This window comes from Micromonospora sp. NBC_01739 (genome assembly GCF_035920385.1).
Taxonomy (GTDB): Bacteria; Actinomycetota; Actinomycetes; order Mycobacteriales; family Micromonosporaceae; genus Micromonospora.
Genome location: NZ_CP109151.1, coordinates 6,151,038 through 6,165,579, shown reverse-complemented (window position 1 = coordinate 6,165,579; position 14,542 = coordinate 6,151,038). Strand labels below are relative to the sequence as shown.

17 protein-coding genes and 1 tRNA gene are annotated in these 14,542 nt (G+C 70.7%); 7 read left to right on the top strand and 11 right to left on the bottom strand.

Going from position 1 to position 14,542, the window contains the following annotated elements; genetic code table 11:
- Window positions 1–10: 10 nt before the first annotated feature.
- The 4 genes from OIE53_RS28045 to OIE53_RS28030 form a co-directional block, all read right to left on the bottom strand.
- Window positions 11–1,588 carry a cobyric acid synthase gene (locus OIE53_RS28045; RefSeq protein ID WP_327024433.1) on the bottom strand — a complete coding sequence of 526 codons (1,578 nt, stop codon included), beginning with the start codon at window positions 1,586–1,588 and terminating at the stop codon, window positions 11–13.
- A complete protein-coding gene (locus OIE53_RS28040; protein ID WP_327024432.1) occupies window positions 1,585–2,595 on the bottom strand; it encodes a cobalamin biosynthesis protein in 1,011 nt (336 codons plus the stop codon). The genes OIE53_RS28045 and OIE53_RS28040 overlap by 4 nt, the downstream gene beginning before the upstream one ends.
- A 109-nt stretch (window positions 2,596–2,704) precedes the next feature.
- The gene (locus OIE53_RS28035; RefSeq protein ID WP_327024431.1) at window positions 2,705–2,890 is read right to left on the bottom strand and encodes a helix-turn-helix transcriptional regulator; all 186 of its coding nucleotides are present in this window, start codon (window positions 2,888–2,890) and stop codon (window positions 2,705–2,707) included.
- 194 nt (window positions 2,891–3,084) lie between these two features.
- Window positions 3,085–3,834 carry a single-stranded DNA-binding protein gene (locus OIE53_RS28030; protein ID WP_327024430.1) on the bottom strand — a complete coding sequence of 250 codons (750 nt, stop codon included), beginning with the start codon at window positions 3,832–3,834 and terminating at the stop codon, window positions 3,085–3,087.
- Between the two features lie 325 nt (window positions 3,835–4,159).
- Here OIE53_RS28030 and OIE53_RS28025 point away from each other — a divergent pair, with 325 nt between their 5' ends.
- The 6 genes from OIE53_RS28025 to OIE53_RS28000 all read left to right on the top strand — a co-directional run bounded on the left by OIE53_RS28025 (window position 4,160) and on the right by OIE53_RS28000 (window position 8,230).
- Window positions 4,160–4,579, top strand: a complete 420-nt coding sequence (locus tag OIE53_RS28025; protein ID WP_327024429.1) for an HPF/RaiA family ribosome-associated protein — start codon at window positions 4,160–4,162, stop codon at window positions 4,577–4,579.
- Window positions 4,580–4,685: 106 nt separating this feature from the next.
- Window positions 4,686–5,729, top strand: a complete 1,044-nt coding sequence (locus OIE53_RS28020; protein ID WP_327027461.1) for an alpha/beta hydrolase — start codon at window positions 4,686–4,688, stop codon at window positions 5,727–5,729.
- A 122-nt stretch (window positions 5,730–5,851) separates the two neighbouring features.
- Window positions 5,852–5,924 (top strand) — tRNA-Arg (locus OIE53_RS28015).
- Window positions 5,925–6,090: 166 nt separating this feature from the next.
- Window positions 6,091–7,113, top strand: a complete 1,023-nt coding sequence (locus OIE53_RS28010; protein WP_327024428.1) for an NAD-dependent epimerase/dehydratase family protein — start codon at window positions 6,091–6,093, stop codon at window positions 7,111–7,113.
- Window positions 7,114–7,201: 88 nt separating this feature from the next.
- A complete protein-coding gene (locus OIE53_RS28005; RefSeq protein WP_327024427.1) occupies window positions 7,202–7,675 on the top strand; it encodes a glyoxalase superfamily protein in 474 nt (157 codons plus the stop codon).
- 111 nt (window positions 7,676–7,786) lie between these two features.
- Complete coding sequence (locus OIE53_RS28000) at window positions 7,787–8,230, top strand: hypothetical protein (protein ID WP_327024426.1); 444 nt, start codon at window positions 7,787–7,789, stop codon at window positions 8,228–8,230.
- Window positions 8,231–8,335: 105 nt separating this feature from the next.
- Here OIE53_RS28000 and OIE53_RS27995 read toward each other — a convergent pair whose 3' ends face one another.
- Window positions 8,336–8,617: a hypothetical protein gene (locus tag OIE53_RS27995; protein WP_327024425.1), complete on the bottom strand. Its 282-nt coding sequence runs from the start codon at window positions 8,615–8,617 to the stop codon at window positions 8,336–8,338.
- A gap of 343 nt (window positions 8,618–8,960) precedes the next feature.
- On the opposite strand from OIE53_RS27995, the gene OIE53_RS27990 reads away from it, so the two are divergent.
- Window positions 8,961–9,203 carry a GntR family transcriptional regulator gene (locus OIE53_RS27990; RefSeq protein ID WP_327024424.1) on the top strand — a complete coding sequence of 81 codons (243 nt, stop codon included), beginning with the start codon at window positions 8,961–8,963 and terminating at the stop codon, window positions 9,201–9,203.
- A 107-nt stretch (window positions 9,204–9,310) separates the two neighbouring features.
- Here the strand turns inward: OIE53_RS27990 and OIE53_RS27985 are convergent, their stop codons facing one another.
- From OIE53_RS27985 to OIE53_RS27960, 6 genes are all read right to left on the bottom strand, one after another.
- Window positions 9,311–10,294 carry an LGFP repeat-containing protein gene (locus OIE53_RS27985; protein WP_327024423.1) on the bottom strand — a complete coding sequence of 328 codons (984 nt, stop codon included), beginning with the start codon at window positions 10,292–10,294 and terminating at the stop codon, window positions 9,311–9,313.
- A gap of 84 nt (window positions 10,295–10,378) precedes the next feature.
- A complete protein-coding gene (locus OIE53_RS27980; protein WP_327024422.1) occupies window positions 10,379–10,975 on the bottom strand; it encodes a hypothetical protein in 597 nt (198 codons plus the stop codon).
- On the bottom strand, window positions 10,972–12,306 hold the full coding sequence (locus OIE53_RS27975; RefSeq protein WP_327024421.1) for a hypothetical protein: 1,335 nt from the start codon (window positions 12,304–12,306) through the stop codon (window positions 10,972–10,974). Before OIE53_RS27975 ends, OIE53_RS27980 begins: the two co-directional genes overlap by 4 nt.
- Window positions 12,303–13,106, bottom strand: coding sequence for an ABC transporter ATP-binding protein (locus OIE53_RS27970; RefSeq protein WP_442791362.1), 804 nt, complete (start codon window positions 13,104–13,106; stop codon window positions 12,303–12,305). Before OIE53_RS27970 ends, OIE53_RS27975 begins: the two co-directional genes overlap by 4 nt.
- A gap of 35 nt (window positions 13,107–13,141) precedes the next feature.
- Entirely contained in the window at window positions 13,142–13,945 is an 804-nt protein-coding gene (locus tag OIE53_RS27965; RefSeq protein ID WP_327024420.1) for a hypothetical protein, read from the bottom strand.
- The gene (locus tag OIE53_RS27960; protein ID WP_327024419.1) at window positions 13,942–14,490 is read right to left on the bottom strand and encodes an RNA polymerase sigma factor; all 549 of its coding nucleotides are present in this window, start codon (window positions 14,488–14,490) and stop codon (window positions 13,942–13,944) included. Before OIE53_RS27960 ends, OIE53_RS27965 begins: the two co-directional genes overlap by 4 nt.
- Between the last annotated feature and the right edge of the window lie 52 nt (window positions 14,491–14,542).

Genomic DNA, 14,542 nt, shown 5'->3' with positions numbered 1-14,542 from the left:
CGGTACGAGGTCAGCCCAGCGTTCCTGCGAGCGGTGCTCCTGGCGGGACGACGAGGGGTGCTCCTGGCGGGACGAACGGGAGGCCGGTCGGCGGGCCGGACTCGATCAGCCGCCACAGGGCGGTCGTGTCCAGGTGTTCCTCGACCAGGTCACCCAGCAGGTCGAGGGTGCGTTCCCGGGCGGTGGCGAAGGAGGTGTCCGGGGCGACCCGGAACCCGGTACGCCCGGCGAGGCGGGCCACCCGGGTGAGGAACCAGCGGCGGAACTCGTCGGACTCGAAGGCGCCGTGCCAGTGGGTGCCGTGCACGACCCCGTGGGCCGCACCCTCTCCCGCGCCGTCGAGGTCCCGCAGCAGCGGAGTCAGCTGCGCATCGGCGGCCGAGACGTACCCGTGGTGGATTTCGTACCCGTGGACCGGCCGGTCATCGGAGAAGGTGCCGGCCGCCGGGCGGACCGTCTTGCGGGGAGCGAAGGTGATCTCGATGGGGAGCAGACCCAGGCCGGGTACGGTGCCGTGTCGACTCTCCACCGGGTCGTGGATGGCGCGGGCGAGCATCTGGAAGCCGCCGCAGATGCCCAGCAGTGGCCGACCCGCCGCCACATGAGCGGTGACCACCTCGGCCAGGCCGGTCTGCCGCAGCCAGGCCAGATCCGCCACGGTCGACTTGGATCCGGGCAGCACGATCAGATCGGCGGCGGCCAACTCGGCCGGCTCGACGGTCAGCCGCACCCGTACCCCGGGCTCGGTCGCCAGGGCCTCGACGTCGGTGGCGTTGCTGATTCGGGGCAACCGCACCACGGCCACGTCGAGCCACTCGGTGCCGTGCGGGGCGGCGGGTCGACCGAGCGCCCGGCCGTAGGCGAGGGAGTCCTCCGCGTCCAACCACAGGTCCACCGACCAGGGCAGCACGCCGTAGGTCGGGCGTCCGGTGAGCTGTCCCAGCATCGCCAGCCCCGGTTCCAGCAGGCCCCGGTCGCCACGGAACTTGTTGACCACGAAACCGGCGATCAGTGCCTGGTCGGCGGGATCGAGCAGAGCCAGGGTGCCGAACATGGCGGCGAACACCCCACCCCGGTCGATGTCACCGACCACGATGGTCGGCAGCCCGGCCTGCCGGGCCAGGCCCATGTTGACGTAGTCACCCTCCCGCAGGTTGATCTCCGCCGGGCTGCCGGCCCCTTCACAGACCACCACCTCGTACGCCGACCGCAGCTCGGCCAGCGCGGCGTAGGCGGTCTCGGCAAGGCGCGGACGCAGCGCCGGGAAGGTGTCCGCGGTCATCGTGTCGACCGCCTCGCCGAGCAGCACCACCTGGCTGGACAGGTCGCTGCCCGGCTTGAGCAGCACCGGGTTGAACCGCAGATCCGGGGCCAGTCCGCAGGCCGCCGCCTGCATCGCCTGGGCCCGCCCGATCTCGCCGCCCCGCCCGTCCGGACCGACGACCACGGCGGAGTTGTTGGACATGTTCTGCGCCTTGAACGGCGCTACCCGCACACCCTGGCGGTGCAGCCAGCGACAGATGCCGGCGGTCACCACGCTCTTGCCCGCGTCCGAGGTCGTACCGGCGACCAGCAGACCCCCGGTCATCCCCGATGCCCTGCCCGGCCGGCCCTAGCCCCGACAGCCCGGCGGGCTACGGCGGCGGTCAGCCGGCCGACCGTCAGCGGGTAGGCCGCCGCCAGCCCGAGCGCCGCCAGCCCTACCGCGCCGGAGATCCGGGCGGCCCGGGGCAGGTGACGGGCCTCCGGACGTGGCCCGTCACCGAGGAAGGGACGCGCCTCCGAGCGACCGAAGTAGACATTGCGCCCACCCAGCCGTACGCCCAGGGCCCCGGCCATCGCCGCCTCACACTGCCCGGCGTTGGGGCTCGGGTGGTCGGCGCGGTCCCGCCGCCACACCCGCCAGGCCCGCTGCCGGTCGCCGTGCCCGACCGGGGCAAGGGCGACCGTCAGCAGGCCGGTCAGTCGCGCCGGCACCAGGTTGAGCAGGTCGTCCAGGCGGGCGGCCGGGGTGCCGAACCGGGCGTACCGGGCTGAGCGGTGACCGACCATCGCGTCCAGGGTGTTAGCCGCCCGGTAGCCGAGCAGCCCCGGCAGCCCGGCCACCGCACCCCAGACCAGGGGGGCCACCACGGCATCCGAGGTGTTCTCCGCCACCGACTCGACCGTGGCCCGGGCCAACTCGGGCTCGTCCAGGGTCGAGGGGTCCCGCCCGCAGAGGTTGCCGAGCCGTTGCCGGGCGGCCGGCACGTCACCGGCGCGCAGTTCGCGACCCATCGCCTTCGCCTCGTGGCGCAGGCTGCGCCCGCCGAGCACCACCCAGGTCCCGGCGGCGACCAGGGTCGCGCGGGCGATCGGCCGGTGTCGGGTGGCGTAGGCAGCGGCGGCGCCCACCAGCACCGGCGCGCCGACGGCGAGCGCGGTGAAGGCGGCACCGGACAGCCGGTGGGGCCGGTAGAGGCGGCGCTCCAGGGCGGCGGCGGCCCGGCCGAACCCGGCGACCGGATGCCCGCGTCGAGGGTCACCGAGCAACGCGTCCAGCGCGTACCCGGCGACGAGTCCCGCCGCGTTGGCCACCGCACCCGCGTGCCGCACCACACCACCTCCGGCCGGCAGCCTAACCGAGCCCGACACGTCGATTAGCCCGATGCCAGGTCACGACAGCCCGACCGGCAGTCGACAAGAGGCGATCAGCCCGATGCAGTTACTGCGTCTCTTCGTCGGCCAGCCGCCGGCCACGCCGTTCGGCGTAGGCGCGCACGTCGGCAGCATCCCAGATCCGGCCAACGGTCAGGGTGTCGATAGGCGCGGGGAAGTCCGGTCGGTCGACCAGGATTGCGGCACGCTGGCGCGATACGCCGAGGTGGTCGGCGACCTCTGCTAGCGCCATGACTCGCACGGGCGGACCCTCCGGCGACACGGATAGGCAGGTTGCCACCGGGGACGTTTGACTACCCACCCGCCCCGGGCCCGTGGCTTCCCCCGTTCACGGGTCCGGGGCGGGGCCCGCGCGCCGAGATGCCCCGGCGCGCAGGTCGCTGGCCGCGCGGGTCGCCGGGCCGTGCACCACCCGGACCAGCGCGGTCAGGCTGGCTGCGGCAACCGTCCGCGACCCCGCCGGCTTCGCCCGGCCATCGCGACGTCCGCCTCCGCCGAATCCGCCTCGGGTTCCGCGCCCTCGGGGGGCGACGGCGCCAACTCGTCGGTGGACGCCTGCTCGCTGTCGGCAAGCTCGTCGAACGGATCGGACGGAAGCAGGTCGCCCTCGTCGGGGCCGACGCCCTCGCCGTAGCTGCCGGTTCCCGACAGTCCGGTACGCGGCGAATCGAAGCCGGGCACCTCGAAGTCCTCGTCGACCGGGCCCTGGTCGAAGCGGGCGGGGGCCTCCTCGTCCGGTACCGACTCGGTCGGCTCGCCGTGCACCCGCTGCTCGGCCTCGGCGTCGGAGACCGCACTGGTGCTCAGGCTGGGCCGGTTACGCAGGAAGCGACCCCGCCCCCGGGACAGGTCGTGCCCGACGGCGACGGCCTCCAACTCGTAGAGGGTGCGGTGGTTGCCGGCCTCGTCGGTCCAGTCCCGGGTGTAGAGGCGCCCGCAGACGACCACCGGATCGCCGACCATCACCGAGGAGGCCACCCCCTCGGCGAGCTTGCGCCAGCAGTTCACGCGTACCCGCAGACTGTTGCCGTCTACCCACCGGCCGCTGTCCCGGTCCAGGCGCCGGGCGGTCGAGGCGACCTTGAAGTTGGCCACCAGGGTGTTGCTCTGGGTCGTACGACGCCACTGCGGCGCGGTCAGCACGTTGCCGACGATGGTGACATAGGTATCGAACATCGCCCCTCCACCGGGGTCCGGGGCTCACCTGCGTGAGCCGACTCGCCACCGAGCCTGCGCCGCCGTCCGCCGTCGGTCAGCCCCGTACGGAGGATCTGTGGACAGCCACGACCCCTGTGGACAAACGCCTGATCAAGGTCCCGGTGTGGTAGGCCACCCGGCCCTGTCACCCGCCCGCCCGACCGGGCAATGATCGAGACGCACCAACGTTCCGGATGACTCTCGACGGGGTAGGGATCTCCCCAACCGCGACGTCGAACGAAAGGTCAGCGATCATGAGGATGACCATCAGCCGTTGCACCCGCGTCCACGGTGAGGTGCGGCGATGACCGCCAACCCGGCCACCGTGGCGCAGTGCCTGCGGCTCAACGCCGGCTTCTCGCAGGCCGACCGGGACTGGATCGCCGAAGAGTTCGCCACCCTCGACGCCCGGCTGGCCGGCTTCCACGCCGACGCCACCGACCTGGAGTTGTCGATCAAGAACCGGGAGGCGCGGGGCCAGCGGGTCACCCTGGAGTGCCGGATCGCGGGCCGCGAGAAGATCGTCACCACCTCCTCGGAGGAGGACCTGCGCGCCGCGCTCCACGACGTCCGCGACGACCTGCGCCGCAAGCTCAACGACGCCAAGACCCGGCAGGAGCCGCGCAACAACAAGCACCTGCGGGTCACCACCCCGCCCGGCCCGGACACCCCGGTCGAGGGCGAGGAGTTGATCGAGGCGGGGACGACGACCGACGAGAGGTGAGACGGTCGCCCCGGCGCCCTTCGGAAAGCCCGAGGTGAGCCCCGTCCGTCAGCCGTGGGCGGACGGGGCTACCACTCGGTAGGTGGGGCGGCGTACCGTCGGCGATGTGGAACCGGATCTGCTGGGACCGCCGTACGAGCGGCACGTCATCGACCTGGGCAACGACGATGAGGGCCGGGTGGTCGCCACCCTGGTCCGCCGCCGGGCCGAGAGCCCGAGCCGGCGGGCCGTGCTGTACGTGCACGGCTTCGTCGACTACTTCTTCCAGACCCATGTGGCGGACTTCTTCGCCGCCCGAGGCTGGGATTTTTACGCCCTCGACCTGCGCAAGTACGGTCGCAGTCTGCTGCCGCACCAGACCCCCAACTTCTGCCGCGACCTCGGCGACTACTTCCCCGAACTGGACGCCGCCGCCGAGATCATCCGCAATGAGGACGGGCACGACACCCTGCTGGCCATGGGCCACTCCACCGGCGGCCTGATCGTCTCGCTCTGGGCGCACGACCGCCGCGACGCCGGCCTGGTCGACGGCATCGTCCTCAACAGCCCCTTCTTCGACCTCAACGCCCCCTGGCTGGTGCGTCGGCCCCTCGTGGCCGCCGTCGCGCGCCTGGGCCGCCGGTCGCCGCAGCGCATCCTCCCGTTCAGCCTGGGCACGGTGTACGGCGAGAGCCTGCACGCCGACCATCGCGGTGAATGGCGGTACGACCTGGCCTGGAAGCCGCTGGCCGGGTTCCCCGTGCGGGCCGGCTGGATCAACGCCGTCCGCACCGGTCAACGCCGCCTGCGGGCCGGACTCGACATCCAGGTGCCGGTGCTGCTCGCCTGCTCCACCCGTTCCTTCCGCGGCACCAAGTGGCACGAGTCGGCCACCCTGGCCGACGCCGTACTCGACGTGGAACACATGGTCCGGTGGGCCCCCCGCCTCGGCCCGCACGTCACCCTGGCCCGCTTCGACGGCGGCCTGCACGACCTGACCCTCTCCGGCCCCGCCGTACGCGAGAAGGTCTTCGCCGAGGTCGGACGCTGGGCCGACGCCTTCCTGGGCGCCGGACCGACGCCGACCGACCCGCCCGTGCCCGACCCCCGCCGCGCCGCCCTTGACGACGACGCCGTGGGCGAGCCCGCGCAGGCCGATGCGACGCCCTGAACACGGCCGACAGCCCCGAGTAACCGAGTGCGCGACACCCCGACGCGTGCGACGCTGACCCGGCCACCCATTCCGCCGCGGGGGGCCGGGGCGGCGGTACCCTTCTCGCGCGATACCACGGCGCGCCCGTAGCTCAGCGGATAGAGCAGGGGACTTCTAATCCCAAGGCCGCAGGTTCGAATCCTGCCGGGCGCACAGCCACTTTCCTCCTTCGAGCGCCTCGCGCGGGCCTTTTCGTGGGGCAAGCGAGCTACGGTGGCCCGCCTGCAGCCGCCTCGAACGGACGCAGCAAGCATCAGCGCGGCAAGATCGAAAGCCTTAGCTGGACCGGCCGGTCGGCCCTGCTCGGCATGATGGGCGTATGCGTCTGCTGGTGCTCGGCGGAACCTGGTTCATAGGACACGCGATCGTCACCGCTGCGATCGATGCTGGCTGGGAGGTCACGACGTTCAACCGAGGCACCTCAGATCCCTTTCTGGAAGCCGTACGGCCTATCCGGGGTGACCGGACCGATCCTGAGGACGTAGCTGCCCTCGCCGCTGTTGGCCCTTGGGATGCCGTGGTCGATACCTCGGGCTACGTGCCGAGGAATGTCCTTGACGTGGCTCGCGCCCTCGCTCCCGTCGCCGATCGCTACGTCTTCATGTCCACGGTCAGCGTCTACCGAGACTGGCCGCTGAAGCCCCTCAGCGAGCAGTCGGAGGTGCTCTACTGTCCGCCTGACGCCGGCCCCGACACTGAGGACGGACCGGCCCGGTACGGCTACCGGAAAGCCGGCTGTGAGGCAGCTGCCGTCGCCGCATTCGGAGCTGACCGGACAACGATCCTGCGCCCTGGTGTCGTGCTGGGTCCGCGTGAGTACGTCGGCCGCCTGCCGTGGTGGCTGCGCCGCGTGGCTGCCGGTGGAGAAGTCCTGGCCCCCGGCTCCCCCGACCGCACCATCCAGCCGATCGACGTACGCGACCTGGCCGCGTTCGCACTCCACACCATCACCGAAGAATCCTCCGGCGCGTTCAACGTCTGCGCCCCCATGGGTGGCGCCACCTTCGCAGGACTACTGGCGGACTGCGCCCACGCGACCCGGGCTGACGCCATCTTCGACTGGGTGCCCGACGAGGTGTTGCTCAGCCATGGCGTACGGCAGTGGTCCGAGCTGCCCCTCTGGCGCACGTCCGGCGGCGTGTGGCGCGTCGACACGACCAGGGCGCAGGCAGCCGGCCTGCGCTGCCGGCCGCTCTCCCTGACCGTACGCGACACCTGGCGCTGGATGGTGGAGAGCGGCGAGGCCGGCAACCACGATCAGGCCGCCGAGATCGGCATTGGCAGGGAGAAAGAGGAGCAGGTGTTGGCCGCCTGGCACTCCTCAGGTAAGCGGACGGGCTAGGCGTTCGACGGCGATCACCACTGCATCAGCGGAGGAACTTGAAGATCGTTTCGGTGGCGTCCAGTGGACGCGGGCCGGCTGCGAGCCGGTGAACGCCGACAGGGAATCGCACATCGTCCGGAGCGTGGAATGCCTCCTCCGCGAGGCCGGCATCTCTATCAGATCAAGGCGGTCCGCAGGCGGGCCGCGCAGGCCTGCGGGCAGGCACCGATACTTGGCCAATGGACGAACATCTCGCACCGGTTCTTCGGGTCACCGATGCCGACGCCTCCGCCCGGTGGCACGAGGGGCTCGGCTTCGTCAAGCAGTGGGAACAAGGTTCGCGCCTGAACTGCCACGCTACGTCGGAATCGCCCGAGGAGGCATGCACCTGCACCTGTCCGAGCACACAGGTGATGCCCGCCCCGGCACATTGGTCTACCTCTACGTCGGAGACGTTGATGCGATGGCCGCCGCTTGTGGCATCTCGGAGGTCGATGACATGGAGTGGGGACGCGATTTTGAGGTGACCGACCCGGACGGCAACAGGTTGCGCGTAGGCACATCGAAGACGGCAATCTGATCCGCCACTCAGGTCTCGGAGTCCTCTCGCTGCGCAGTGCAAAGGGCACACCGGGCAACAGCAACATGGCAGAGTGGCATACCTTCCTGGAGCCGTCGCACCGGAGGCATCATGAGCAGACCGATTGATCGCCACGCTGTCGGCGCGGTTGTCGCCTGGGTGGTGTTCGTCGCGCAGGTGCCCGTCATCTACGCCGGACTGCTCGTGTACGTGTGGATCACCGATGGGGATCCCGGTGGCCCACTCGCCCTTCCGGCGATCTGCTGCTCGGTGGCGTGCTTGGGTGCCGCCCTGGTGCCGCTGCTGTTCGTGCCGGCGGTCTGGGTCGGCGAGATTTCCGCGAAGAGCGGACGGCTTTACGTGAAGTTGCTGGTCGCGTTCGTCGTCGCCGCAGTGCTGGCAACGTTCTACGTAGCAGGCATCGCAGCACTGACCAACGGATCGACGGTCGTTGCCACACTGTGGGTGTGCCTTTTCAGCGCGGGCGCTGTGCTTGGCCCTACTGCGGCCTACGTCGCCGTAGCCCACCGCAGGCTGAGAACGGGTTCGAGCTAGCTGCTTTTCCGGCTGCTGCCGCGCCATCCGTGCGCCAGTAGCACCGTTGCCGCGCCAGCACTACTCGCGGCGGTCCGCCAGCGTGGCGACGCATGTCGAGCCGGGTCAGGGCCGCGCAACTTTCGGTATGGCGGCCGACCGCGTCGGCCTACGAGGTGTGGGCGCGGGGCGCTGTAGCCGTAGTCCGGCCGGCTGTACGAAGATCGATCGGCGGACCACGGCGTCGCCCTTGGCGTTCAGCTCATACACATCGAGCCAGCACCACCCGTCGTACGTGGTCCAGTCGAGCACTCGGATGACTCGGCACATGATCGGCTTGATGAACTGCACGCTGGCCGAGCCGGTCACTCGCACCAGGTCGCCGGCCCTCGGTAGCTGGGAACTCATCGCCATCCCCAGAGGTGGCGGAATCTGCGCCACACCCTGATCCGGGCACGGGCGACCTCCAGCGAGGGTGGGGAGGTCGGAGCCCAAGCGCCAGTTCGATCCGGATAGACGGTGGCCGGGCCGGTCCGATCCAGCGGCGGCGACTGCGCTGGGCAGCCGACCAGTCGGCGCAGGACACGCTTGATCACCGGACGCAGCGTGAGCATTCGAGTCCTCTCCGTTGTTTACCGCTCACGCAAAAGGTAATGCAGCTAGTCCTAGAAGTCCAGGAGGTACAACTTGTCTAGTACGTACAAGACTTACTCGATGACTGGTGCTTTCTGGTCGTACGTAGGTTGAGGTGATGGTCGATCAGTTCTCACCGACGCCCCTGTACGTGCAGCTCGCTGACCTGATCACCAAGCGCATCGAGTCGGGAGAGTTGCAGCCACTCAAGCCACTGCCGAGCGAACTCCGGCTACAGCAGGAGTACGGCGTGGCGCGCGGCACGGTCCGCGCTGCGATCGCGCTGTTGCGGGAGCGGGGGTTGGTCATGACCATGCCGCAACGCGGAACGTACGTGACGGAGCGTCAACCCGAGGCGTAGGCAGCAGCCGGGTAGCCGCCCACCGATTTGGCCGCCGGTGTGCTGACGCCTTCCCCGGTCTTCTGCTGAGGGCCACCAGAGCCGCAGCGGCTCTGGCGGCCAGATGCTCAGCGGACCACCACCTGCTGGCCGTTCCAGAACAACGCACCGCCCTGGAACCGCTGGATACGTCCCCCTTCGTGGTCTTCCTCGTGGGAGATCGGGTATCGGAGATGACTCTTCTCGAAGCCCATCTCCGCCCACTTCTGGCGGATCCCGCCGTACACCTCGTGGGCACCGGTCTGCTGCGTCCAGTAGATCGACGCGTCGACGGGTCCGTTCGGCGTGAACGCACGGAAGTGGTTGAACCGACCGATCCCGTCCGGGGTGGCCGTCTCATCCGTGATGGGGTAGCCGAACTGCTCCTTGCCGATCTGGAGCCAGCGCTCTCCGATCAGGCCCCAGATGACGAAGGCCCCGATCTGGGGGTGCCAGTAGATCATTCCGCCTTCGAAGTTCTGGAACCGACCGACTCCGTCGGCCACGGTGCCCTCGCTCATAACCGGGAACTTGAGCGGACTGTTCGAGTACCCCATCGACGCCCACTTCTCCAGAATGGCGCCGAAGACGGCGTGGCCCCTCGTGTCCACCAGGCGTAGGTGGTACTTCACGTGCGCCATGTCGCCCGACCCCGCGATGCAGTCCAGGTGGAACGCCAACCTGTCGGCACCGTCAAGGCGGGCGTCGCAATCCACCTCGCCGACGAACGGATGGTTCCAACCGATTCGCACCGTCGTGTTGGAGTCGCCAAGGCGGTAGGTGACCGAACCGTTCGTTCCGGTGGCGAAGGAGCCGCCCTTGCTCTGCGAACCGAAGATGTCGATCGTCTCAGCCGGCACTTCGGCACTCGGGGGTTCCGCGAACCCGCCGTGATCGTGGGTGTGGGACTGCACTCGCAGCACATGCCCTGTCCGGTTCGTCAACTCGATCAGACACGAACGGGAGCCGTGGAGCATGTCCGCCACCCTCTTCGACCCCTCGTTGATGCCCGCAGTCCCAGCGGCGGCAGCCAGCGCTACTCCTACACCCATCACCGTCTCCCCTTCGACCATGGGTCGCTCAAGCTGCGGGCGGTTACCCCGGCGGATCGGGATTACACGGCATGGACGAGCCGGCCCTGCGGGCTGGCGCACCGCTCAGGGGTTCTCGGACACCTCCCGGCGGGCCGGGCCGACGATCGAGTACGTGACCAGGCCGCCCAGGGCGAGTATCGCGGCGACAAGGGTGGCGGCGTCGTTGTCGGGTGGCTGGCTCTGCCAGGTCGCGGCGGCTCCCCAGCTGCCGGTCATCGGATAGAGGGCCGCGACGGTGGTCCAGCCCAGCGGCAGGAACCACGACCGGGCGGCACCGACCACTGTCGCGCACAGGGCGGTGAGCCCGAGCAGACCGGCGGCGTCGCGGACCACCAGGGCGACCGGCCCGAACCGGGCGCCGGTGTACCGGGTGACGAGCAGGACCCCGAGCGCGACAAGCAGTACGGCGAGCAGGTGTGCCGCGCGTCGCCAGGGCCACCGCATCGAGGCGGTCCGGTCCAGGTCGTCGTCCGGGCCGGCGAGGGTCGGTGCCAGCACCGCGACCATCAGCAGGACGGTCATGACGACCACCGTCGGGGCGACCTCCCGCTCCTCGGCGAAGGCCAGGTACAGGGCCCAGACCAGTGTCGCGCCGCCGAGGGCCGCAGCCAGGGCCAGGGGTACGCGCCGCGAGCGCAGGTAGAGCACCGTCCAGGTCACCGGGCACTCCCGGGCAGGATCCCGCTGATGTCCGCGCAGGCCAGGAGGGCGTCGCGGACCGCCGTGACCCGGGCCAGCGCCTCGTCGTCGGGCAGCTCCCGCAGCCCCTGCCAGAGCGTGACCGCCTCGGTGTTGATCTCTGGGTCCTCGAAGATGAGTTCAGGAATCACTCCGACATCCGACTGCGGCTCACGGCCCAGGAGCCAGTAGGCCGCCGCACGTTCGACCACCTCATCGCGGTTCTGGCACTGCAGCTCGTACGAGACTCCCAGCCCTTTGACGATCTCGATCAGCACAGCGTCCGGGTGGGCTAGCTTGCCACGTTCGTCGATCCGGACCGGGATCGTGACGGCATCGCTCCGGGGCGGCCTGACCTCGTCGAGCATGTACATGTGGGTGTCCTCGTGCACGGCGGTCGGTGCGTTCGGCAGTTTCGCCAGCACCGTCAGGCCCTCTCGGGCCAACGGGGTCAGCGCGTCGAGCACGTTGGCGTGGATCCGACTGACGCACACCGTCGGGGTGTCGTCGGTACAGACCAACTCCCGCGCTACCGGGTCGACCGGCCAGTTCACTACGTCTTCATCCCGGGGTACGACCGCGATCGCCGCGGTGAGCCCGAGCACCAACGGCACCACCGCCGCCGTACGGGCACGCCAGCCACCGGCCACGAACAACAGCAGGCCGGTGACGGCGAGCGCGGCCATCGAGATCGCGAGCGCACCGCTGACCCGGTTGTCGATCGTCTGATAGGCGTGGAACATGCTCGAACCGTGGACCGGGGTGAACGCCGCAGCCAGCCAGTCGTCCAGCCGGATGGCGCTGAGGAAGACCAGCAGGACGCCGGCCACCGCCAGGGCGGGGGCGGTCACCAGGGCGGGGAGCATGCGCCCGATCCCCAGTCCGAGCCACGCCGCGGCGATCAGGGACAGCGCACCGACTCCGGTCACGACGGCGAAGTTCAGCACGGGCAGGTGCTGGGCGGTGGTGATGATCCCGATGATGCCCGCCCCGGTCACCAGCAGGTAGGCGACCGCGAGGGTGATGGCCATCGCACCGAGGACCGGCAGCATCCGCTGGGCGCGGGGCCGGGCGGTGGTGGTGAACAGTTCGCCGACTTTCGCCCGGTGCTCCCGGCGGCCCTGCCAGGCACCGGCGGCCAGGGCCAGCGGCCACAGCAGGAGCAGGTACTCCCGGATGGCCATGGCCAGCGGCATCCAGCCACTCGACCAGCGGCCGGTTGCGCCATAGAGCGCGCCGACCCCGATCACCACCGTGGCCAGGGCCGCACCCAGGGCGGCGGAGCGGCGCAGTTCGATGCCGAGGATGCTCATCGGGCGGCCTCCGTACGGCTGCGGCGCAGGATGGCGGAGTAGCCGCGTTCGGCCGCGCTGTCGCCGGCGTACTCCTGGCCGCCCTGGGCGATCAGCATCTCCGGGGTGCCCTGCCACTCCAGCCGGCCCTCGTTGACCAGCAGGACCTCCGTGCAGGCCGCCGCCACGTCCTCGACCAGGTGGGTGGAGACCAGCACGCAGCTGTCGGTGCCGATCTCCCGCAGCAGTTCGCGGAAGTCCAGTCGCTGTTCCGGGTCCAGGCCGACGGTCGGCTCGTCGAGCAGCAGGATCTGCGGATCGTTGACGATGGCCTGCGCGATGCCGGCCCGGCGCAACATGCCGCCGGAGAGGGTCTTGAGTCGGGCGTCGGCCTTGGCGGTCAGCCCTACCCGGTCGATGGACCGCTGTACGGCGGCGGGGATGCGCGCCTTGGGCATCTCCTTGAGCCAGGCCATGTACGCGACGAACTCCCGCACCGTGAACCGGGGGTAGAAGCCGAAGTGCTGCGGCAGGTAGCCGAGGGTACGGCGGACCGATCGCAGGTCGGCGCGGCCGTCGACCGGTTGCCCGAGCAGGGTCAGCCGACCGCCGGACGGGGCCAGGACGGTCGCCAGGGCCCGCATCAGGGTGGTCTTCCCGGCGCCGTTGGGGCCGAGCAGCCCGTGCACCCCGGGGTTCAGGGTCAGGTCCAGGCCGTCGACGGCCAGGTGCCGTCCGGCGCGGACCCGCAGGCCCTCCGCGTGGATGACCCAGGGATGGGTGGTGGGGGTCGTTTCGGCCGTACTCAGGGCACGCATCATCGTCTCTTCTCAGTTCGGTGGTCGGCGGGTCGGCCCTAGTCGTGGTGGGACAGCCGCCGGAATCCGTTGACCCGGAGGATCGCGCCGACGGTCAGGACCGCCGTGGCCAGCGCCCACACGGTGGCGCTTTCCGGTTCCAGAAGCACCGGTATCCGGGCGGTGGCCAGGCTGGGTGCGACCACGACGACCGTCCAGGTCAGGATCAGCCCGATCGCGGCTCGCCGTACCCCGACGAGGGTTCCCAGCAGGAGGGTGGCGACCGTGAAGGCCAGGCAGGGCAGCAGGATCAGCGCCAACGACACCCCGGTCCCGGCACCGACGAGAGCGAGCCCGGGAATGACGAAGGCCAACACCACAGCGGTACGCCGCAGCAGGGTGATCAGGCCGGCGGCGGGTGTGGCGGCGACCACTTCCCAGGCCGGATCGGCCCGGCGGTGCCAGGCGACCGCCACCCCGGGCAGCGGGGCCAGCGGTGCGATCAGCAGCACCAGGGAGGGCAGCCCGGTCCGCAGCCCGCTGAGCAGGGCGGCGCAGGCGATCACCGCGGCGGTCATCGCCAGCCAGGGCGCCAGGGTGCCGACCAGCCACCGGTGCCGCAGCACCGACCAGGGTCGGGTACGGGTGTCCGGAGCCGGTGACGCGGCGATCTCCCGGGCCAGGCCGGCCGCGACCCGCTCGATCACCGCCCGGCTGTCGCCGGTGGTGCTACCGGCCAACCGGGCCCGGCAGTCCGCGCACTCCTCCAGGTGCACCTCGATCGCCCAGACGCTGGGTTCGTCGAGGGCGGGATCCCCGGCGGCGTACCGGTCGAGCTGTGACAGGGAGACGTGGGTGCTCATGACAGGGCCTCCCGCAGGGCGATCCGCGCTCGGCGGACCCGGGATTTGACGGTGTTCTCCGGTACCCCCAGCAGCACCGACGCCTCACGGGAGGAGAGTCCGTCGAGGACGGTGGCCCGCAGGGCGGCACGTACCTCGGCCGGCAGGGCGAGCAGGGCCTGTTCCAGTTCCTGCCCGACCCGGGCGGCCATCACCTCGTCCTCCGCCGCGGGGGCGGTGGCCGGCATGAGGGGTACCTGCGGCCGCTGGGCCCGGCGGGCCCGGCGGCGGAAGGCGTCGACCAGGTGGTGGGCGGCGATGGTCCACAGCCAGCCCACCGCGCTGCCCCGCGCCCCGCCGCCCCCGCGGCCGGCGAAGCTGCCCGCGGCCCGCCACACGGTCAGGTAGGTGTCCTGCAACACCTCGGCGACCAGGTCGGGATCGGCGCACCGGCGGCGGAGGCGCACCTCCAGCCACGGCGCGGTACGCCGGTAGAGCTCGTCGAACGCCCGCCGATCTCCCCGGGCGATCCGACGTACGAGTTCTCCCTCGTCAGCCGCGTCCATGCCTGCTTTCACAACCGGTAAGACGACCGGCGTACCGGCTTCGGGTCCCGAT

Bases quoted from the DNA above. Each gene is read 5' to 3' on its own strand.
- OIE53_RS27970 (WP_442791362.1), bottom strand. From the start codon at position 13,106: ATGATGCGTGCCCTGAGTACGGCCGAAACGACCCCCACCACCCATCCC.
- OIE53_RS28000 (WP_327024426.1), top strand. From the start codon at position 7,787: ATGAGCAGACCGATTGATCGCCACGCTGTCGGCGCGGTTGTCGCCTGG.
- OIE53_RS27965 (WP_327024420.1), bottom strand. From the start codon at position 13,945: ATGAGCACCCACGTCTCCCTGTCACAGCTCGACCGGTACGCCGCCGGG.
- OIE53_RS27990 (WP_327024424.1), top strand. From the start codon at position 8,961: ATGGTCGATCAGTTCTCACCGACGCCCCTGTACGTGCAGCTCGCTGAC.
- OIE53_RS27960 (WP_327024419.1), bottom strand. From the start codon at position 14,490: ATGGACGCGGCTGACGAGGGAGAACTCGTACGTCGGATCGCCCGGGGA.
- OIE53_RS27985 (WP_327024423.1), bottom strand. From the start codon at position 10,294: ATGGTCGAAGGGGAGACGGTGATGGGTGTAGGAGTAGCGCTGGCTGCC.
- OIE53_RS28035 (WP_327024431.1), bottom strand. From the start codon at position 2,890: ATGGCGCTAGCAGAGGTCGCCGACCACCTCGGCGTATCGCGCCAGCGT.
- OIE53_RS27995 (WP_327024425.1), bottom strand. From the start codon at position 8,617: ATGAGTTCCCAGCTACCGAGGGCCGGCGACCTGGTGCGAGTGACCGGC.
- OIE53_RS27975 (WP_327024421.1), bottom strand. From the start codon at position 12,306: ATGAGCATCCTCGGCATCGAACTGCGCCGCTCCGCCGCCCTGGGTGCG.
- OIE53_RS28030 (WP_327024430.1), bottom strand. From the start codon at position 3,834: ATGTTCGATACCTATGTCACCATCGTCGGCAACGTGCTGACCGCGCCG.
- OIE53_RS28025 (WP_327024429.1), top strand. From the start codon at position 4,160: ATGACCGCCAACCCGGCCACCGTGGCGCAGTGCCTGCGGCTCAACGCC.
- OIE53_RS28010 (WP_327024428.1), top strand. From the start codon at position 6,091: ATGCGTCTGCTGGTGCTCGGCGGAACCTGGTTCATAGGACACGCGATC.
- OIE53_RS28045 (WP_327024433.1), bottom strand. From the start codon at position 1,588: ATGACCGGGGGTCTGCTGGTCGCCGGTACGACCTCGGACGCGGGCAAG.